The organism is Caulobacter sp. ALps2, assembly GCF_058681635.1.
Genome location: NZ_CM178743.1, coordinates 4,146,550 through 4,165,054 on the forward strand (window position 1 = coordinate 4,146,550; position 18,505 = coordinate 4,165,054).

Annotated in this window: 19 protein-coding genes; 11 read left to right on the plus strand and 8 right to left on the minus strand. The window is 67.1% G+C overall.

What is annotated here, in order from left to right:
- Positions 1-56 precede the first annotated feature (56 nt).
- Positions 57-1,208 carry a M23 family metallopeptidase gene (locus tag ACW173_RS19580; RefSeq protein ID WP_492081750.1) on the plus strand — a complete coding sequence of 384 codons (1,152 nt, stop codon included), beginning with the start codon at positions 57-59 and terminating at the stop codon, positions 1,206-1,208.
- Positions 1,189-1,686 carry a bactofilin family protein gene (locus ACW173_RS19585; RefSeq protein WP_492081751.1) on the plus strand — a complete coding sequence of 166 codons (498 nt, stop codon included), beginning with the start codon at positions 1,189-1,191 and terminating at the stop codon, positions 1,684-1,686. The genes ACW173_RS19580 and ACW173_RS19585 overlap by 20 nt, the downstream gene beginning before the upstream one ends.
- A gap of 75 nt (positions 1,687-1,761) precedes the next feature.
- Here the strand turns inward: ACW173_RS19585 and ACW173_RS19590 are convergent, their stop codons facing one another.
- On the minus strand, positions 1,762-2,130 hold the full coding sequence (locus tag ACW173_RS19590; protein WP_492081752.1) for a VOC family protein: 369 nt from the start codon (positions 2,128-2,130) through the stop codon (positions 1,762-1,764).
- An 80-nt stretch (positions 2,131-2,210) separates the two neighbouring features.
- On the opposite strand from ACW173_RS19590, the gene ACW173_RS19595 reads away from it, so the two are divergent.
- Entirely contained in the window at positions 2,211-2,513 is a 303-nt protein-coding gene (locus ACW173_RS19595; protein ID WP_492081753.1) for a helix-turn-helix domain-containing protein, read from the plus strand.
- A gap of 7 nt (positions 2,514-2,520) precedes the next feature.
- On the opposite strand, the gene prfB is transcribed toward ACW173_RS19595, so the two are convergent.
- The 3 genes from prfB to ACW173_RS19610 form a co-directional block, all read right to left on the minus strand.
- A protein-coding gene (gene prfB / locus ACW173_RS19600; RefSeq protein WP_492081754.1) for a peptide chain release factor 2 occupies positions 2,521-3,643 on the minus strand; the annotation gives its coding sequence in 2 pieces (ribosomal slippage) (positions 2,521-3,573 and positions 3,575-3,643; 1,122 coding nt in all).
- 84 nt (positions 3,644-3,727) lie between these two features.
- Positions 3,728-6,094: a penicillin-binding protein 1A gene (locus tag ACW173_RS19605; RefSeq protein ID WP_492081755.1), complete on the minus strand. Its 2,367-nt coding sequence runs from the start codon at positions 6,092-6,094 to the stop codon at positions 3,728-3,730.
- Between the two features lie 171 nt (positions 6,095-6,265).
- Positions 6,266-7,456, minus strand: coding sequence for an N-acetylmuramoyl-L-alanine amidase family protein (locus tag ACW173_RS19610; protein WP_492081756.1), 1,191 nt, complete (start codon positions 7,454-7,456; stop codon positions 6,266-6,268).
- 367 nt (positions 7,457-7,823) lie between these two features.
- On the opposite strand from ACW173_RS19610, the gene ACW173_RS19615 reads away from it, so the two are divergent.
- From ACW173_RS19615 to ACW173_RS19630, 4 genes are all read left to right on the plus strand, one after another.
- On the plus strand, positions 7,824-8,042 hold the full coding sequence (locus ACW173_RS19615; protein WP_492081757.1) for a hypothetical protein: 219 nt from the start codon (positions 7,824-7,826) through the stop codon (positions 8,040-8,042).
- On the plus strand, positions 7,966-10,731 hold the full coding sequence (locus ACW173_RS19620) for an Rne/Rng family ribonuclease (protein ID WP_492081758.1): 2,766 nt from the start codon (positions 7,966-7,968) through the stop codon (positions 10,729-10,731). The genes ACW173_RS19615 and ACW173_RS19620 overlap by 77 nt, the downstream gene beginning before the upstream one ends.
- A gap of 162 nt (positions 10,732-10,893) precedes the next feature.
- Positions 10,894-12,309, plus strand: coding sequence for a M48 family metalloprotease (locus ACW173_RS19625; RefSeq protein WP_492081759.1), 1,416 nt, complete (start codon positions 10,894-10,896; stop codon positions 12,307-12,309).
- Between the two features lie 28 nt (positions 12,310-12,337).
- Entirely contained in the window at positions 12,338-13,078 is a 741-nt protein-coding gene (locus ACW173_RS19630) for a DsbA family protein (protein WP_492081760.1), read from the plus strand.
- Between the two features lies 1 nt (position 13,079).
- On the opposite strand, the gene ACW173_RS19635 is transcribed toward ACW173_RS19630, so the two are convergent.
- Together ACW173_RS19635 and thiS are read right to left on the minus strand one after the other, a co-directional pair.
- Entirely contained in the window at positions 13,080-13,889 is an 810-nt protein-coding gene (locus ACW173_RS19635; protein WP_492081761.1) for a thiazole synthase, read from the minus strand.
- 45 nt (positions 13,890-13,934) lie between these two features.
- Positions 13,935-14,135 carry a sulfur carrier protein ThiS gene (gene thiS / locus ACW173_RS19640; RefSeq protein ID WP_492081762.1) on the minus strand — a complete coding sequence of 67 codons (201 nt, stop codon included), beginning with the start codon at positions 14,133-14,135 and terminating at the stop codon, positions 13,935-13,937.
- Positions 14,136-14,214: 79 nt separating this feature from the next.
- Here thiS and aroQ point away from each other — a divergent pair, with 79 nt between their 5' ends.
- The 4 genes from aroQ to aat all read left to right on the plus strand — a co-directional run bounded on the left by aroQ (position 14,215) and on the right by aat (position 17,248).
- On the plus strand, positions 14,215-14,655 hold the full coding sequence (aroQ, locus tag ACW173_RS19645; RefSeq protein WP_492081763.1) for a type II 3-dehydroquinate dehydratase: 441 nt from the start codon (positions 14,215-14,217) through the stop codon (positions 14,653-14,655).
- A gap of 61 nt (positions 14,656-14,716) precedes the next feature.
- Complete coding sequence (accB, locus tag ACW173_RS19650) at positions 14,717-15,229, plus strand: acetyl-CoA carboxylase biotin carboxyl carrier protein (protein WP_492081764.1); 513 nt, start codon at positions 14,717-14,719, stop codon at positions 15,227-15,229.
- Between the two features lie 5 nt (positions 15,230-15,234).
- Positions 15,235-16,581, plus strand: a complete 1,347-nt coding sequence (accC, locus tag ACW173_RS19655; RefSeq protein ID WP_492081765.1) for an acetyl-CoA carboxylase biotin carboxylase subunit — start codon at positions 15,235-15,237, stop codon at positions 16,579-16,581.
- A 13-nt stretch (positions 16,582-16,594) separates the two neighbouring features.
- Positions 16,595-17,248 carry a leucyl/phenylalanyl-tRNA--protein transferase gene (aat, locus tag ACW173_RS19660; protein WP_492081766.1) on the plus strand — a complete coding sequence of 218 codons (654 nt, stop codon included), beginning with the start codon at positions 16,595-16,597 and terminating at the stop codon, positions 17,246-17,248.
- Here the strand turns inward: aat and ACW173_RS19665 are convergent.
- Both ACW173_RS19665 and ACW173_RS19670 read right to left on the minus strand, forming a co-directional pair.
- Positions 17,185-17,835 carry a DUF2155 domain-containing protein gene (locus tag ACW173_RS19665; protein WP_492081767.1) on the minus strand — a complete coding sequence of 217 codons (651 nt, stop codon included), beginning with the start codon at positions 17,833-17,835 and terminating at the stop codon, positions 17,185-17,187. The two genes, aat and ACW173_RS19665, sit on opposite strands and share 64 nt — an antisense overlap.
- A 5-nt stretch (positions 17,836-17,840) precedes the next feature.
- Entirely contained in the window at positions 17,841-18,236 is a 396-nt protein-coding gene (locus ACW173_RS19670; RefSeq protein WP_492081768.1) for an NADH:ubiquinone oxidoreductase subunit NDUFA12, read from the minus strand.
- Positions 18,237-18,505 lie beyond the last annotated feature (269 nt).

Genomic DNA, 18,505 nt, shown 5'->3' on the forward strand with positions numbered 1-18,505 from the left:
GTTCCCGCTTTATCGTTGCATATCGCCCCTACCTGAAACGGGGGGTTTCTTGGGCGATGGCGATCAAGCGCTTTAAGCGACTGCGACAATCTCTCGAAGCCCTTTTCCCTGAACGGCACATCTATATCCGCTCTGGCGGCGAGATGCGCGGCTACGTCTTTTCCACCAACAAGCAGCTGCTGGGCGCGACCGCCGTCGCCGTCACCGCGCTGTGGATGGGCGTCTGCACCGCGGCCATGGCGGTCAACGCCCTGGCGGTCAGCTCGACCGACCAGCAGGTGATCAAGCAGAAAGCCTATTACGAGCGCCTGAACGCCGACCGGCAAGCGCGCCTGAACAGCGCCGTGGCCCAGTTGTCGGCCACCAACGGCAATCTGGACGACCTGGCCACCTCGGTCGAGAAACGCCACGCCGCCCTCGCCCTGCTCGTCTCCGATTTCAAGGGCGTACCCGGCGCCGCCGACGCCCTGAAGGTCGCCAAGCCGCGTCTGCTGGCCGCCAGCCCGGTTCAGCGCATCCAGGCCACCCGCATGGATCAGGAACGCCTGATCGACGCAGCCGAGGGCTTCGCCAAGAGCCGGGCCGAGCGCCTGCGCCTGGCCATGCGCATGGCGGGGCTGGACGCCTCCAACTTCACCGGTCGCGGCGTGTCGCTGGGTGGCCCGCTGATCGAGGCCAAGGATCCGCGCGCCCTGGCCGCCGTCCTCGACGTCGACGAGGACTTCGCCAGCCGAATCCAGCACGCGGCCAACGACATGTCGGACATGCGGGCCCTGGGCGCGGCCAGCAAGAAGCTGCCGTTCTACCGTCCGACCAGCAATCCGGCCCTCTCGTCCAGCTACGGCGTCCGTTTCGACCCGTTCACGCGCCGTCCGGCCTTCCATTCGGGCCTGGACTTCCCGGGCGCCTTCTACACCCCGATCATGGCCACCGCGCCGGGCGTCATCTCGTTCACGGGCGTGCGTTCGGGCTATGGCAATACGGTCGAGATCGACCACGGCGGCGGCTTCAAGACCCGTTACGCCCACCTGGCCACCATCGGCGTCCGCGTCGGCCAACGGGTGACCATCGGCACGCGCATCGCGGCCATGGGCTCGACCGGCCGCTCGACCGGCCCGCACCTGCACTACGAAGTCTGGGTCAACGGCAAGGCCCAGAACCCCAATCGTTTCTTGAAGGCTGGTGAGTATGTTCAGCAAGCAAGCTAAGTCGGGCGGCAAGTCCCCCGCGCGTATCGAGCCCCTACCCACCCCGATGGCGGCCGCCCCGGTCGAGCAGGCCCGGCGCTCTCCTCCAAAGGTGGCCTCCTTGCTGTCGGCCGACCTGACCATCGAAGGCAGCGTCACCGGCGAGGGCGAGCTGCAGATCGACGGCGTGGTCAAGGGCGATGTCCGCGTCGGCCGCCTGACCGTCGGCGAGACCGGCCACATCGAAGGCAGCATCTACGCCGAGGCCGTCGAAGTGCGCGGCCGCGTGGTCGGCGCCATCACTTCCAAGCAGGTCCGCCTCTACGGCACCTCCTACATCGATGGCGACATCACTCATGAGCAACTGGCCATGGAAACCGGCGCCTTCTTCCAGGGCCGCAGCCTGAAGTTCCAGCGCCCCGCCCCGGCCGCCCAACCGGCCCCTGCGCAAGCGCCGCATCCGGAGCAACTGGCCCTGGCCAAGCCGGCCGCCGGCTAAGGCCTTCGGACCTTCCGATACAAAAACGCTTTGGAGCGATCCGGGGCGTTTTTCGTTTCTCTCGATTCCCGCGGATCAGCGGCTGCTCAACACGAAGGTGTTGCCGTCCGGATCCTTGAACTTGGCGAAGGTTCCCCACGGCTGCTTCTCGGGCGGTCCCTCGAATTCGACGCCCTTCTCGGTCAGCTTGCGATAGGCGTGCTCGACGTCGTCGCAGGCCAGCGAGCCGTTGAAGAAGCTGCCGACGCGGTCCTCGTGGCCCTCGGGCGTGAACAACACCAGGCCCGTCTCCGCGCCGGGGATGCTGAGCTCGATCCAGCGTTGCTTGCCCATCGGCTGGTCGGTGGCGACGCGCAGGCCCACCTTCTCGGTCCAGAAGGCCAGGGCCCGATCCTGGTCGCTGACCGGGATGCCGACGAACTTGAGTTTGCTGATCACGCTCATGGCGCTCCCCTTTCCTGCTAGGCCCGAGGCGTAGCGCGGCCGGCTTGCGCGGGTGAAGCCGTGCAGGCAATGCTATAGCAATGACTGCGCAGACCTACGCCATCGACCGCTATGTGCTCGACACCCTGATGGCCGACCTCGTGGGTCACGACCACAGGCCGTCTTCCTTCCTGGTCTATCTGGCGATCACGGCGGCGCATGTTGAAGGCCGCGCCAGCTTCAGCCACGCGGAGCTGGCCGAACGCACGGGCCAGTCGCGACGCACCGTACAGAACGCCGTCGAGAACTTGAAACGCAGGGGATTGGTCGAGGTCAGCCGCCAGGGGCCGACCGAAGCGGCGACCTATATCCCGCTGACGCCCTGGAGACGCCAGCGGGACTAATCGAGACCTAAGCCTCGCCACCGTCGCGCGTGTGACCCACGCGCTGGGCCAGGGAGGCGCCCATGAAGGCGTCGAGGTCGCCGTCCAGCACCCCTTGGGTGTCGGAGGTCTCGACGTTGGTCCGCAGGTCCTTGACCATCTGGTAGGGCTGCAGGACGTAGCTGCGGATCTGGTGACCCCAGCCGATGTCGGTCTTGGTGTCTTCCAGCGCCTGCTGGGCGGCTTCCCGCTTCTGCAGCTCGGCTTCGTAGAGGCGCGCGCGCAGCATCTTCCAGGCTTCCTCGCGGTTCTGGTGCTGCGAGCGGCCGGCCTGGCAGGCCACCGCGATGCCGGTCGGGATGTGCGTCAGACGCACGGCGGAGTCCGTCTTGTTGATGTGCTGACCGCCGGCGCCGGACGCGCGATAGGTGTCGGTCCGCACGTCGGACGGGTTGATCTCGATCTCGATCGTGTCGTCGATCACGGGATAGACCCAGGCCGACGCGAACGAGGTGTGACGACGGGCGCTGCTGTCGTACGGGCTGATGCGCACCAGACGGTGCACCCCGGCCTCGGTCTTCAGCCAGCCATAGGCATTCGGGCCCTTGACCAGCAAGGTCGCGGACTTGATGCCGGCCTGGTCGCCGTCGGTCTCTTCGATCAGCTCGGTCGTCATGCCGTGGGCGTTGGCCCAGCGCGTGTACATCCGCAGCAGAATGCCGGCCCAGTCGCACGACTCGGTGCCACCGGCCCCGGAGTTGATTTCGACATAGGCGTCGTTGCCATCGGCCTCGCCCGACAGCAGGGCCTCCAGTTCGGCGCGACCCGCGCGTTCCCGGATGGCCTTCAGCTGGGCGCGAGCATCGTTCAGGGAGTCCTCGTCGGACTCCATGTCGGCCAGCTCGGCATATTCGAGCGCGTCTTTCACGTCGCGCTCGATCGACCGCACGGCCTCGACCTTGGCGGCCAGGGCGGCGCGTTCGCGCGAGACGGCTTGGGCTTCCGACGGGCGGTCCCAAAGGGTCGGGTCTTCGACCCGGGCGTTCAGCTCATCGAGCTTTCGGAGGGAGACATCCCAGTCAAAGACGCCTCCTGAGCAGTCCCACGGACTGCTCGATGTCGGCCGCGGCGGCCTCGACATCCGGTCGCATCACGTTACTCCGTGACAGTGTTGAAGGGCGCGGGAGATAACGCGCGTCGCTCTCCCGCGCAATGACGTCAGTACAATCCGCCCTCTAATAGAGACCGCTGAGCGGATCGGCTTTCGGCGGCGGCGGCTTGCCGGGTTGCGGCGCGGGCTGCGGTACGGGTGGAAGCCCTTGCGGCAGCTCATTGTAGGGAATCGGACCCGTCGGCGCGACCTCGACCCGCGGCTCGGTGCCCGGACGGAAGGCTTCGCGGACACCGCGCACCATGGCGAACTTGGCCGTCTTCGGCGGCTTGAAGTCGACGATCGGCTGGCCCTCCAGCGCCACCTTCATGAAGTCGGTGAACACCGGCACGGCGTCGGTGGCGCCGGTCTCGCCCTCGCCCAGCGAGCGGTTGTCGTCGAAGCCGACGAAGACGCCGACCACCAGGTTGGGCGAATAGCCGACGAACCAGGCGCTGCGATACTCATTGGTCGTGCCCGTCTTGCCCGCGAGCGGACGGCCCAGCGAGCTGACGGCGGCGGCGGTGCCGCGCTGCACCACGCCCTGCAGCATCGACGTGATCTGGTAGGCGGTGACCGGATCCATGATCTGCTCGCCCGGCGCGGCGAACCTGGGGCTCTCATCGCCGTTGAAGCCGGCCTCGCAGCGCTCGCAATCCCGCTTGTCGGCGCGGAAGATGACCTTGCCTTCGCGGTCCTGGACCAGTTCGATCAGGTGCGGGTCGACACGGCGGCCACCGTTGACGAAGGCGGCATAGGCGGCGGTCAGTTTGAATGGCGTGGTCTCGCCCGCGCCCAAGGCCATGGCCAGCACCGGGGCCATGTCGCGCACCACGCCGGCGCGCTTGGCCATGTCGACGACCTTCTTCATGCCGACCCCCTGGGCCAGGCGCACGGTCATGGCGTTGATCGACTGCTCCAGGCCCTTGCGCAGCGGTTGGGCCCCGTAGAACTCCTTGTGGTAGTTCTCTGGGCTCCAATCCTCGCCGTTCGCGCCCTTGAAGGTGATGGCGCTGTCGACGACGACGCTGGACGGCGTGTAGCCATTCTCCAGAGCCGTGGCGTAGACGAACGGCTTGAACGACGAGCCTGGCTGGCGCATCGCCTGGGTGGCGCGGTTGAAGTTCGACAGCGAATAGGAATAGCCGCCCACCAAAGCGACGATGCGGCCCGTGTAGGGCTCCATTGCCACCATGGCGCCGTTCACCGCGGGAACCTGGCGCAGCCGATAGCCGGCGTCGGTTTTCTCGACGAACACCAGGTCGCCGGCCTTCAGACCCTTGCCGTTCTTGGCCCAGGCCATGTCCTCGCCGACGATTTGCCCCTCGCCCTCCTTCTTGACCAGGCGTACGCGCCCGTCATTGGAGACGACCAGGGCCGGACGCCACATGTTCCGTTCCGACGGAATCGACTTGGCCAAAGCGGTCTTTTCCCACGCCAGATCCGTCGACTCGACATGACCCCAGGCGCCGCGCCAACCGTGACGGCGGTCGTACTTCTCCAGACCGTCCATCAGCGCGACCCGGGCGGCGGTTTGCAGCCGCGGATCCAGCGTCGTGCGCATGTAGTAGCCGCCTTCGTTGAGGCGGGGACCCAGGGTCGCCATACCGCGCTGGCGCACTTCCTCGACGAAGTAGTCAGCGTCGCGATAGGCGGCGCGTCGGGGCGCGGTTTGCACGACCAGATCCTCGGCCATCGCCTTGCGGGCGTCTTCCTTGGAGACCCAGCCCTGCTCGGCCATCTGGCCCAGCACCCAATTGCGGCGGACCAGAGCCTTGGCCTTGTTGCGGATCGGATGGTAGTTGTCCGGCCCCTTGGGCAGCGAGGCGAGGTAGGCGCACTGGGCCAGGGTCAGGTCCGGCAACGACTTGCCGAAATAGTTGTAGGCGGCCGCGCCAACGCCGAACGAGCGATAGCCCAGCCAGATTTCATTCAGATACAGCTCGAGGATCTGCTGCTTGGTCAGCGACTGTTCCAGGCGGTGGGCCAGGATCGCTTCCTTGAACTTGCGGCCGACCGTGGCGTCGCTCGTCAGCAGGACGTTCTTGGCGACCTGCTGGGTGATCGTCGAGCCGCCTTCCAGGCGCCGGCCGCGCATGGCGTTGCCGACGTTCTTGAGCATGGCGCGCGACAGGCCGCCCACGTCGACGCCCCCGTGCTGGAAGAAGTTGCGATCCTCGGCGGCCAGGAAGGCCTGGGCCAGCTGCGGCGGGATCTGGTCGTAAGGAATGAAGATCCGGCGCTCTTTGGAGTACTCGCCGATCAAGGTGCCGTCCCAGGCATAGACGCGCGTGGCCGTCGGCGGGCGATAGTCCTGCAGCTCACCGGCGTCGGGCATGTCGTGGAACAGCCAGGCGGCGTAGATCGCGATCGCGAATCCCGCGACGGCGATAGCCGAAAGCACCGCCACGCCCGCGATGGCCATCCATCGTTCGGTGGGTTTCAGATCCACGCGACCTCCGTCGGGCAGACCCCCTCGCCTGCCACACACCCTTCACTAGATCGCTTGTCGCCGAACCGTAAGCGGTTTTGCGGTCGCGCCTTCGCCAAGCGAAGCACGAACGATCACCCTGTGATTAGAGCGCGATGGTGAAAAGGGGAAGCTTATCCGCCCCTCGGATCGTCACGACTTGCGCAGACCCGCCGAGAAATAGGCTTCGATCGAGTCACCCACGGCGTTGACCAGACGGGCTCGGCTGTTCTTGGTGGTCAGGAAAGCCTCGTCTTCCGGATTGGTGATGAAACCCATTTCCAGCAGCACGGCCGGCACATCCGGGGCCAGCAGCACGATGAAACCGGCGTCGCGGTGGCTGCGACGCAGCAGGGTCGTCTCCTCGCCGACATTGGCCAGCAGCAGTTGAGCGAAGGCGGCCGAACGGTTCTTGGTCGCGCGTTGCGACAGGTCTAGCAGGATCTGGCTGACCGCGCGGTCGCGGCCCGGCGCATTGGCCTTCATCAGCCAATCATCCTTCTCCAGGACCAGGCCGACCCGATCGGTCCCCTTGTCCGACAGGGTATAGACCGACGCCCCGCGCGTGCTGCTGTCAGGTCCCGAGTCGGCGTGCATGGAGATGAAGAGATCCGCGTCGGCGCGACGGGCGATCTGCACGCGCGCTTCCAGCGGGATGAAGGTGTCGGTCTCGCGGGTCAGAACGACCTGGTAGCGCCCTGTGCGTTCCAGGCGCGCCTTCAGCGCCTTGGCGGCGGCCAGGGTCACGTCTTTCTCGTAGGTATTGGCGCCCAGCGAGCCGGGATCCTTGCCGCCGTGACCGGCGTCGATGACGATGACCTTCTTCATGCGCAGCGGCGCGGCCTTGACCGGCGTGCTGGCGATGGTCAGGCGCGGCGCGGCGGGACCCACGCTCGCGCCATCCACGGCCTTCAAGTCGATGACATAACGATAGGCGCTGGCGCCGTCGCCAGGCGGCAGCAGGAAGCGGCGGCGAACCTCGGCCTTGCCGGTCAGGTCCAGGCGCAGACGGGCGCCGCCGGCGGCCTCGTCGATGACCCAGCGTTTGACCAGGCCCTGACCCGTGCCCTGAAGGTCGCCCGACACCAGAACATTGGGAAGCGCCATCACCAGGCGCTGGTCGCTCATGCCGTCGGAAATCAGCTTGCCGGCCGCGGCGCGGTCCAGGTCGATGACGACGCGGGTTTCGCCGCGGTCGCCGCCGAAGCGGACCTTCTGCACGCCAGCGGGCGCGGCCGGGCCTTGAGCGGTCGCCACCGCGACGCCAGCCGTGGTCAGGCCGCCGATAATCAGCACCGCCCGAACCCAGCCCATGCGGGCCAAACTGATAAGAACCTTACGCATACCCGCCCGCGGTATCCGGAACTGGTGAACCGAACGTCAATATCGCCGACAGGCGGTAGCCAAAGGGTTAAGTCCAGATCGTCCGGCGAAAGCTTTTCTTTTGCTCGCTGATGTGGCTACAGTCCCGCCGCGCGCGAAGTCCGTGATCGTCACGACTCCATGCGGGCCGGCTTTGCCTCGAAAGTGGTCCTGAACCTCTTCCGAAGCGGAGACGGCAGACTAGATAGTTCGAGACGCAGCCGATCTGACGGGCAAGACGCCTGCCGAAACGCCGCGCCACGGGGCCCGCGTCGGGCTCAAACGCCTTCCCGGCGACGACGCGCCATCCAATCCCGCGCCTGGCGCGGTAGGGACAAACGAAACCTCAATGGGCTGCGCCGCACCCGACCGCCTTTGGCACCTGACCCTTCGCAACCGCGCTGACGGTGCGACGGTCGGCGACGCGCGCGCCCTTCATTCAGAACGGCGACCGGGCCTCGCGCCCGCCGCGCGCCGTGGAGACTTCCTTAATGTCGAAGAAGATGCTGATCGACGCAGCACACGCCGAAGAGACGCGTGTGGTCGTCGTGGACGGAACCCGGGTTGAAGAGTTCGACTTCGAGAGCCAGACCCGCAAACAGCTTCGCGGTAACATCTATCTCGCCAAGGTGACGCGCGTCGAACCCAGCCTGCAGGCTGCGTTCATCGAGTACGGCGGCAATCGCCATGGCTTCCTGGCATTCAACGAGATCCACCCGGATTACTACCAGATCCCGGTCGCCGATCGTGAAGCGCTGATGCGCGACGACTCGGGCGACGACGAGGACGACACCCCGATCTCGCGTCGCGCCTCCGGCGGCGACGACGAAGACGACAACGGCGCCGATCACGCGGTCGACGACGACGATGATGACGTCGAAGAAGAGCTGGCGCGCCGCAAGCGCCGGCTGATGCGCAAGTACAAGATCCAGGAAGTGATCCGCCGCCGGCAGATCATGCTGGTCCAGGTCGTCAAGGAAGAGCGTGGCAACAAGGGCGCGGCCCTGACCACCTACCTGTCGCTGGCCGGCCGCTACGGCGTCCTGATGCCCAACACCGCCCGTGGCGGCGGCATCAGCCGCAAGATCACGGCCGTGGCCGACCGTCGTCGCCTCAAGAGCGTCGTCAACAGCCTGGACGTGCCACAGGGCATGGGCCTGATCGTCCGCACCGCCGGCGCCAAGCGCACCAAGGCCGAGGTCAAGCGCGACTACGAATATCTGCTGCGTCTGTGGGAAAACATCCGCGAGAATACGCTGCACTCGATCGCCCCGGCGCTGATCTACGAGGAAGAAGACCTCGTCAAACGCGCCATCCGCGACATGTACGACAAGGACCTCGAGGGCATCTGGGTCGAGGGCGACGCCGGCTACAAGGAAGCGCGCGACTTCATGCGCATGCTGATGCCGAGCCAGTCCAAGAAGGTCTTCAACTACCGCGACCCGACCCCGCTGTTCGTCAAGAACAAGATCGAGGACCATCTGGCCCAGATCTATTCGCCGGTCGTGCCGCTGCGTTCGGGCGGCTACCTGGTCATCAACCAGACCGAGGCCCTGGTCGCCATCGACGTCAACTCGGGCAAGGCCACGCGCGAGCGCAACATCGAGGCCACGGCCCTCAAGACCAACGTCGAAGCGGCTGAAGAAGCCGCCCGCCAGCTGCGCCTGCGCGACCTAGCCGGCCTGATCGTCATCGACTTCATCGACATGGATGAAGCCAAGAACAATCGCACGGTCGAGAAGGTCCTCAAGGACGCCCTCAAGGACGACCGCGCCCGCATCCAGATGGGCAAGATCTCGGGCTTCGGCCTGATGGAGATCAGCCGCCAGCGTCGCCGCACCGGCGTCCTGGAAGGCACCACCCACGTCTGCGAACACTGCGAAGGCACCGGCCGCGTCCGCTCGGTCGAATCCAGCGCTCTCGCCGCCCTCCGCGCGGTCGAGGTCGAGGCCCTGAAGGGCTCCGGCGCGGTGATCCTGAAGGTCGCCCGTTCGGTCGGCCTCTACATCCTCAACGAAAAGCGCGTCTATCTGCAGCGCCTGCTGCAGACGCACGGCCTGCACGTGACGGTCGTGGTCGACGACAGCCTGCACGCCGGCGACCAGGAGATCGAGCGCACCGAGCTGGGCGAACGTATCGCCGTGGCGCCGCCGCCCTATGTCGAGGAAGACGACGACTTCGATCCGACGGCCTTCGAGGACGAGGAAGAAGACGAAGAGATCATCGACGACGAGGACGAGGAAGGCCTCGAGCGCGAAGACACCGATGACGACGACGCCTCGGCCCGCAAGCAGGCTCGCGACGACGATCGCGGCGACCGCAAGGGCCGCCGTGGCCGTCGTGATCGTAGCCGCGGCCGTGGTCGTCGCGACGAGCGCGAAACCGAAGGCGAGGCCCCGGCCGAAGTCGAGGGCGACGAAGAAGAGCTCGAAGGCGAAGCAGACGACCGCGCCGAGTTCGGCGATGACGATGACGGCAGCCGCCGTCGCCGCCGTCGCGGTCGCCGTGGCGGCCGTCGTGGTGGTCGCGAGGACGGCGATCGTCCGGCCGACGCCTTCGTCTGGATCCGCCCGCGCGTCCCGTTCGGCGAGAACGTCTTCACCTGGCACGACCCGGCCGCTCTGGTCGGCGGCAACGGCGAGCCGCGCCGCCCGGCGCCGGAAGCCCGCGTCGAAGCCTCGGAGGCTGTCGAACGTCCGGAACGCGCCGAGCGTCCCGAGCGCGAGGAGCGTCCCGCTCGCGAACGCGGCCGCCGCGGCCGTGATCGTGGCCGTCGCAACCGCGACGAGGCCCCGGTGGGCGAAACGGCGGTCGCCGAAACGGCCGTCGCCGTCGAGGTCGTGAGCCCCGCCGAACCGGTCGAGCCGTTCGAAGCCCCGATCCTGGCCCCGCCGGTGATCGCCGGCCCGCCGGCCGACGTCTGGGTCGAACTGCCCGAGGCCGAGGAGGCTCCGAAGAAGCCCAAGCGCACCCGCGCCCGGAGCAAGAAGGCGATCGCCGAAGCCGCCGAGGCCGAAGCCGCGCTGGAAGCTCCCGTGGCTGAAGCCGAGGCCGTGGCTGAAGCCGTGACCGAAAGCGTCGCGGTGGTTCCGCCAGAGCCGGTCATCGAGCCCATCGCCCAGCCGGTGGTTGAGGCCGCTCCGGAACCGGCTCCCGAGTCTGTCACCGAAGCCGAATCCGCCGCTACGGCCGAGCCGGACCCGAACGAGATCACCACCCCGCCCGAAAAGCCGCGCCGCGGCTGGTGGCGCCGGTAGGCTGACCTGATGACGGCCCGCGTGTCCTGACCGACGCGCGGGCCGAAATCGTTGTTGGGCCCAGAATCGTTTAGGCGGGACCCGGAAACCCTTGTTCCCTCCCGTCGAACTTCCAAGTTAGACTGGTCAGGGTTCGCGGGGGCGCGATCTGGAGATCATTCGATGACCTCGCGTAGCGGGCGTGCCGGGAAACAGCTGGGCGTGGCGTTGTCCGCGCTGGCCATTCTCGCGTCCGGAGTTCCTCAGGTCGCCCTGGCCCAGGACAGCGGTCCTTCCCTGATCCGCGACACCGAAATCGAAGAGATCCTTCATCACGACGCCGACCCGATCTTCACGGCGGCGGGGCTGGATGCACGGAACGTTCGCATCCTGATCATCGGCGACAAGTCCCTGAACGCCTTCGCCACCCAGGGCCTGCAGATGGGCCTGAACACCGGCCTGATCCTGCAGACCGAGAACCCCAATCAACTGCGCGGCGTCATCGCCCACGAAACCGGGCACCTGGCCGGCGGCCACCCGATCCGCTCCGACGAGATGATGAAGGCTGGCCTCAAGCCGATGATCCTGACCATGGGTCTGGGCATCCTGGCGGCCCTGGCCGGATCCGCCGACGGCGCCGCCGTCCTGCTCGGCAACGCGCAGTATGCCGGAGCGCTGGGCGCCCTGGGCTACAGCCGCGAACAGGAATCACGCGCCGACCAGGCCGGCGCCGGCTTCCTGGAGGCCACCAACCAGTCGGGCCGGGGTCTCGTCGAGTTCTTCGACAACTTCCGCTATCAGGAAGTCTTCGACCAAGCCCGCCGCTTCGCCTATTTCCGCAGCCACCCCCTGTCGTCCGAACGGATCGAGGTGCTGCGCAGCCGCGTCGAGCGCCAGCCGCACTACACGGCCGTCGACACGCCCGAGGATCTGGCCCAGCACGAGGTCATGAAGGCCAAGCTGGAAGGGTTCCTGAACCCGCAAGTCGCCTTGATGAAGTACAAGGAGACCGACACGGGCTTTCCGGCCCGCTACGCGCGCGCCATCGCCTACTACCAGATGAAGGATCCGGATCGGGCGCTGGACCTGCTGGAAACGCTGATCCAGCAGCATCCCGACAACCCCTATCTGTGGGAGCTAAAGGGCCAGATCCTGTTCGAATTCAACCGCGTCGTCCTGGCCGAGGAGCCGCAGCGCAAGTCGGTGCAGCTGAAGCCAGACGCAGCCCTGCTGCGCATCAACCTGGGCCAGACCCTGATCAGCCTGAACGATCCCAAGAAGATCGAGGAAGGCGTCCAGGAGCTGAAGCGCAGCCTGCTGAACGATCCGGACAACGCCGTCACCTGGCGCCTGCTGGCCCAGGCTTACGACACGCAGAAGAAGGACGGCGAGGCGCGTCTGGCCACCGCCGAGCAATACTACTCGCTGGGCGCCGTGCGCGAGGCCAAGGTCTTCGCCATGCGGGCTCGTGAATTGCTGACCAAGAACACGCCGGACTGGCGCCGGGCCACCGACATCATCCTGGCGTCCCGCCCGTCCAACCAGGACCTGAAGGACCTGGCCAAGGACAGCGCCCTGCCATCCAACCTGGGGCGCTGAAGCCGTCCCTCCTCTATCCGAGATCTAGATGACCTTTCTCCGTCGCGCCGCGACCCTCGCCGTTCCGCTGGCCATCGCCGGCCTGACCCTCGCCGGCTGCAACCAGGCCAAACCCGACAAGGCGTTCGGCGAAAAGGTCCGCGCGTACCTGCTCGAGCACCCCGAGGTGCTGATGGAGGCCAGCCAGAAGCTGCAGGAGAAACAGGCCGCCCAGCAGGCCGTCTCGGCCCAGAAGGCCATCGGCCAGTACCGCCAGGCCATCGAGCGCGACCCGCGCGACGTCGTCATCAATCCGAACGGTTCGATCACGGTCACGGAATTCTTCGACTATCGCTGCGGCTACTGCCGTCACGCCGCGCCCGAGATCGTCGAGCTGGTGCGGAAGAACCCCGACATCCGCCTGGTGATGAAGGACTTCGTGATCTTTGGCAACGACAGCGAGGCGGCCGCCCGCCTGATGCTGGGCGCCAAGGACCAGGGCAAGAGCCTGGAACTCTACAAGGCCCTGATGGCCGAGAACGCTCTCGACGCCGCCGGCGCCCTGCGGATCGCCCAGGGCATGGGTATCGACATGGCCAAGGCCAAGGCCGCCGGCGAAAGCCAGGCCGTCACCCAGCACCTGGCCGACACCGAAGCCCTGGCCAAGACCCTGGCCCTCTCAGGCACGCCGGCCTTCATCGTCGGCGACACCCTCATCCCGGGCGCTGACATCAATGCGCTCAAGCTGGCGATCGAGCAGACGCGCGCGAGCAAGGCGAAGGCGAGCTGACCTAGATCAGCCCCGCCAGCGGCGAGCTTGGATCGGCGTAGAGCCGCTTCTGCATCCGGCCCGCGAGGTACGCCTCGCGGCCAGCGATGACCGCGTGTTTCATGGCCTTGGCCATGCGGATCGGGTCCTTGGCCTCGGCGATGGCGGTGTTCATCAGGATGGCGTCACAGCCCAGTTCCATGCCGATCGCCGCGTCCGAGGCCGTGCCGACGCCGGCGTCGACCAGCACCGGGACCTTGGCGTTTTCGACGATGATCCGCAGGTTGACGCGGTTCTGGATGCCTAGCCCCGAGCCGATCGGCGCGCCCAACGGCATGATCGCCACCGCGCCGGCCTCTTCCAGCTTGCGGGCATAGACCGGGTCGTCCGAGCAGTAGACCATCACCTGGAAGCCCTCGGCGACCAGCAGCTTCAGTGAGCGCAAGGTCTCTTCCATGTCCGGGAACAGGGTCTTGGGGTCGCTGAGAACCTCCAGCTTGACCAGGTCCCAGCCGCCGGCCTCGCGGGCCAGGCGCAAGGTGCGCACGGCGTCCTCGCCGGTGAAGCAGCCGGCCGTGTTGGGCAGATAGGTGAATTCGGTCGGCTTGATGTAGTCGACCAGCAGCGGCTGGGTCGGGTCGGTCAGGTTCACCCGGCGCACGGCCACGGTGACGATCTCGGCCCCGGCCGCGCGGGCGGCGGCGGCGTTGGTCGCGTAGTCCTTGTACTTGCCCGTGCCGACGATCAGTCGCGAGCGGAAGGTGCGGCCGGCGACGGTCCAGGTTTCGTCGCTATCAGCCGAGACGGAGTCGGGGGAAACGTGCGCGTTCATGCGGCTGGTTTACGCCCCGTCAGCCGGTGTTTCAAATACGCAGGATCAGCCGCCACCGATAAAAGTGACGATCTCGATACGGTCGCCGTCCGCCAGCGCCGTCTCCGCGTAGGTCGAGCGTGGGGCGATCTCGAGGTTGCGCTCGACCGCCACCTTGCGGGCGTCCAGACCCAGAGCGGCCACCAGATCGGCGATCGTGACCACGTCGGCCACGTCCCGCTCTTCCCCGTTCAGCAAAAGCCTCATCTCACCTCCGAAGCGAGCCGTGCTTGTGACCCGGCGGAACCGGCTATACAAGACCTCCCGGAATCGACGGCGGAGCCGCATGGTAAAACCGATCCACGTGCTGAGCGGGCCCAATCTCAATCTGTTGGGGACCCGCGAGCCCGAGATTTATGGCAAGGACACGCTAGACGATGTCCGTGCGCGCTGTGAGGCGCGGGCGGCCACGCGTGGCGTTTCGGTGGTCTTCCGCCAGTCCAACCATGAGGGTGTGCTGATCGATTGGGTGCACGAGGCGCGTGAGTCGGCCTCGGCGCTGATCCTCAATCCGGCTGGCTACGGCCACACCTCGATCGCGCTTCTGGATGCGCTCAAGACCTTGAGTATCCCGGTGATCGAGTGTCATTTGTCCAACCCGGCGGCGCGGGAGGAATTCCGCCGCCACACCTATGTGTCGCTGGCCGCTACGGGGATCGTCTCCGGGTTCGGCGCGGCGAGTTATGAACTGGCGATCGAGGCCGCTTTCGGCCTGATCCGCGTTTAGCAACGATAACGCCGGGCGTTTTCCGCCGCCTGGGCGCTCAGAAGAAACAAGGTAAGCTTCCATGTCGAACCCCAAGGCCCCCGCCGACCCGGTCGAAGCTCCGGCCATCGACGCCCGTCTGGTCCGCAAGCTGGCGGACATCCTGAAGGACACGGGCCTGTCCGAGATCGAAGTCGAGCACGCCGGCCTGAAGATCCGCGTCGCCCGCGAACTGACCGCGGCTCCGGTCAACTACGTCCAGGCCGCCGCGCCCGCCTACGCCCCGGCTCCGGTCGCCGCTCCGGCTGCCGCCGCCGCGCCCGCCGTCGTTGAAGCCGCTCCGGCCCCGGCCGCCGTCCGTGGCGACGCCGTGAAGTCGCCGATGGTCGGCACCGCCTATCTGTCGCCCCAGCCGGGCGCCGACGCCTTCATCAAGGTCGGTGACACCGTGGCGGCCGGCCAGACCCTGCTGATCGTCGAGGCCATGAAGACCATGAACCCGATCGCGGCTCCGAAGGCCGGCAAGGTCGTCGAGATCCTGGTCGCCGACGCCCAGCCCGTCGAGTTCGGCGAGCCGCTCGTCGTCATCGAGTAACGCTCATGTTCGACAAGATCCTCATCGCGAACCGGGGCGAGATCGCGCTCCGGGTTCACCGCGCCTGCAAGGAAATGGGCATCGCCACCGTGGCGGTCCACTCCGAGGCCGACCGTAATTCCATGTGGGTGCGCCTGGCGGACGAGAGCGTCTGCATCGGCCCCGCCCCCGCCGCCAAGAGCTACCTGAACATCCCGTCGATCATCGCGGCGGCCGAGATCACCGGCGCCCAGGGCATCCACCCGGGCTACGGCTTCCTGTCGGAGAACGCCCGCTTCGCCGAGATCGTCGGCGCGCACGGCTTCACTTTCATCGGCCCGAAGCCGGAACACATCCGGATGATGGGCGACAAGATCACCGCCAAGCAGGCCGTGAAGGACGCCGGCATCCCGGTCGTCCCCGGCTCGGACGGCGGCGTCTCGACCGAGGAAGAGGCCTTCGAGGCCGCCGAGAAGATCGGCTTCCCGGTGTTGATCAAGGCCGCCTCCGGCGGCGGCGGTCGCGGCATGAAGGTCGCCCAGACGCGTGAAGACCTGGCCGAAGCCGTCTCGACGGCCCGCGCCGAGGCCCGCGCCGCGTTTGGCGACGACACGGTCTATATGGAGCGCTATCTCCAGAAGCCGCGCCACATCGAGCTGCAGGTGATCGCCGACAGCCATGGCAACGTGGTGCACCTGGGCGAACGCGACTGCTCGCTGCAGCGCCGCCACCAGAAGGTGCTGGAAGAAGCCCCCTCTCCCGCCCTCGGTGCGGCCGACCGCGCCAAGATCGGCAAGATCGTCGTCGATGCGGTCAAGGCCATCGGCTATCTCGGCGTCGGCACCATCGAGTTCCTGTGGGAAAACGGCGAGTTCTTCTTCATCGAGATGAACACCCGCCTGCAGGTCGAGCACCCGGTCACCGAAGCCATCACCGGCATCGACCTGGTGCGCGAACAGATCCGCATCGCCGCCGGCCTGCCGCTGTCGTTCACTCAGGAAGAGGTCGTCTTCGAGGGTCACGCCATCGAGTGCCGGATCAACGCCGAGAATGCACGGACCTTCACGCCGTCGCCCGGCACGATCACCGACTTCCACGCACCCGGCGGCCTGGGTGTTCGCCTGGATTCGGCGATCTACACCGGCTATGCGATCCCGCCCTATTACGACAGCCTGATCGGCAAGCTGATCGTGCACGGCCGCGACCGCGCCGAGTGCATCGCTCGCCTGAAGCGCTGCCTGGGCGAGATGGTCGTCGGCGGTATCGAGACCACGATCCCGCTGTTCCAGGACCTGCTGGTTCAACCCGACATCCTGGCCGGCGACTACGACATCCACTGGCTGGAACGCTGGATCAAAGCCCAGGAAGCCTGACCCGAGGCGGGCGATGGAAGACGCCTTCACGGTCGATGATCTGATCGCCTGCTACGCGCGCGGCGTCTTCCCCATGGCGGACGCCCGCGAGGACGAAAGCCTGTTCCTGATCGATCCCGAGCGACGGGGCGTCTTGCCGCTCGGGGACTTTCACATCCCCAAGCGCCTGGCCCGCACGGTTCGCAACGGTCCGTACGAGGTCAAGATCGACACCGCCTTCGAGGCGGTGATCGAGGGCTGCGCGGCCTCGAAGCCCGGTCGGGTCGACACCTGGATCAACCACCCCATCCAGCGCCTCTATGGCCAGCTCTACGCGCGTGGCCTGGCCCACAGCGTCGAGGCCTGGGAGGGCGAGCGGCTGGTGGGTGGCCTATACGGCGTGGCGCTGGGCGGGGCGTTCTTCGGCGAGAGCATGTTCTCGACGGCGCGCGACGCCAGTAAGGTCGCGCTGGTCCACCTGGTCGCGCGGCTGCTGGCCGGCGGCTATCAGCTGCTGGACACCCAGTTCCTGACCGATCACCTGACGCAGTTCGGCACGATCGAGATCAGCCGCGCGGACTATCGCCGGAGACTGGCCAAGGCCCTGATGATCCCGGGCGACTTCTACGGCTTGGCGGGCGGGGCGTCCGGCAGCGACTGCTTGCAGGCGATCAGCCAGGCGTCATAGACCGGGTGCTCCAGCGGGTGCAGGCCCGGCGTGCTGGCGTACATCCAACCCTTGTAGACCTGACGTCCCGGTGGGGCGGCGCGACCGGCCTGGGCCTTGGGCTGAGTGTCGATGACGACATAGGCCGAGGTTTCCGGCGCGATCTCGTCCGACGCGGCCGTCTCGCAGGCGCGCACGGTGAAGATCAAGGTCTTGTAGCGGATCGGCTGGCCGATTGGGACCTCGAACCGCATGGTCTCGGTCGTGACCTTGTCCAGGGCCTGGAGGATGGCCACCGAATAACGGCCGCGCTTGGTCGGCTCTGGCGGCTTGACCGTCGCGGCGGGTTTGGGCGCCGCGGGCTTGGGCGAGGCCGGCGGATTGGGATTAGCGATAGCCGGCGCCACCTGGGTCGGCTGGGCCGGGCGCGCATCCCCGGGCGCGACGGGCGCCGTCGGCGCGGGCTGGGCCTGCGGGGCCAGCGGCGCGGCCGGGGGCTGGAAGGTCGAGTTCTGGCGCGCCAGCGCCGCGCCCGCCACGGTCAGACCGGACAGGACGGCCCCAATCGAGAGAATAGAGACGGCGACCAGGGACGCCCGACGGGCCATGCGGCTTATTCCGGCTTCCAGGCTTCGTAGTCGCTGGTGGCGGCCGCGCGCTCGCCGCCACGGGTCAGCGAACCCTTGGGACGCCAGGCGTGGACGGTGCCAGTCAGGTTGGGCAGGTGATCCTTTTCCCACTCACGACGCGGCAGCGGAACCTGGGTCGGCGGCTCGTCGAAGGTGTAGTGCAGCCAGCCGCTCCAGTCCGGCGGGACCTTCGAGGCCTCGGCATAGCCGTTATAGATCACCCAGCGGCGCTTGCGCTGGTCGTAGCTGTCGCTGTTATCGCGGGCTTCGAAATAGCGGTTGCCCTGCTCGTCCTGGCCGATGAACACGCCGCGGCGGCCGATATGGAAACGCTGACCCAGGGTCGCGCCGTTCCACCACGTGAAGATCGCTTTCAGCACTACGTTCGCACCTGAATTTGCAAGGCTTTGATCCACCGCGAGACGCGCGGTGAAGCGGCCGGAACATAGCGCCCCGCGCTCCCAGCGTCCAGCGCCGCTCCGCCCGGACCAACTTCAACATCTTGTGGATTAGAGCCCCATGACCCACGACATCTATTGAGGCTCGGCGATCGAGGTTCTAGCTTGGGGTGCGACCTTACGCGCATCCCAGCGGCACGGAATCAGTCGTTAGGGATTTGGTAAGATATCACGACCGCCGCCCGGACCGG

Coding starts and splice junctions, on each gene's coding strand:
- ACW173_RS19580 (WP_492081750.1), top strand. CDS start 57: ATGGCGATCAAGCGCTTTAAGCGACTGCGACAATCTCTCGAAGCCCTT.
- ACW173_RS19585 (WP_492081751.1), top strand. CDS start 1,189: ATGTTCAGCAAGCAAGCTAAGTCGGGCGGCAAGTCCCCCGCGCGTATC.
- ACW173_RS19590 (WP_492081752.1), bottom strand. CDS start 2,130: ATGAGCGTGATCAGCAAACTCAAGTTCGTCGGCATCCCGGTCAGCGAC.
- ACW173_RS19595 (WP_492081753.1), top strand. CDS start 2,211: ATGACTGCGCAGACCTACGCCATCGACCGCTATGTGCTCGACACCCTG.
- ACW173_RS19610 (WP_492081756.1), bottom strand. CDS start 7,456: ATGCGTAAGGTTCTTATCAGTTTGGCCCGCATGGGCTGGGTTCGGGCG.
- ACW173_RS19615 (WP_492081757.1), top strand. CDS start 7,824: ATGGGCTGCGCCGCACCCGACCGCCTTTGGCACCTGACCCTTCGCAAC.
- ACW173_RS19620 (WP_492081758.1), top strand. CDS start 7,966: ATGTCGAAGAAGATGCTGATCGACGCAGCACACGCCGAAGAGACGCGT.
- ACW173_RS19625 (WP_492081759.1), top strand. CDS start 10,894: ATGACCTCGCGTAGCGGGCGTGCCGGGAAACAGCTGGGCGTGGCGTTG.
- ACW173_RS19630 (WP_492081760.1), top strand. CDS start 12,338: ATGACCTTTCTCCGTCGCGCCGCGACCCTCGCCGTTCCGCTGGCCATC.
- ACW173_RS19635 (WP_492081761.1), bottom strand. CDS start 13,889: ATGAACGCGCACGTTTCCCCCGACTCCGTCTCGGCTGATAGCGACGAA.
- thiS (WP_492081762.1), bottom strand. CDS start 14,135: ATGAGGCTTTTGCTGAACGGGGAAGAGCGGGACGTGGCCGACGTGGTC.
- aroQ (WP_492081763.1), top strand. CDS start 14,215: ATGGTAAAACCGATCCACGTGCTGAGCGGGCCCAATCTCAATCTGTTG.
- accB (WP_492081764.1), top strand. CDS start 14,717: ATGTCGAACCCCAAGGCCCCCGCCGACCCGGTCGAAGCTCCGGCCATC.
- accC (WP_492081765.1), top strand. CDS start 15,235: ATGTTCGACAAGATCCTCATCGCGAACCGGGGCGAGATCGCGCTCCGG.
- aat (WP_492081766.1), top strand. CDS start 16,595: ATGGAAGACGCCTTCACGGTCGATGATCTGATCGCCTGCTACGCGCGC.
- ACW173_RS19665 (WP_492081767.1), bottom strand. CDS start 17,835: ATGGCCCGTCGGGCGTCCCTGGTCGCCGTCTCTATTCTCTCGATTGGG.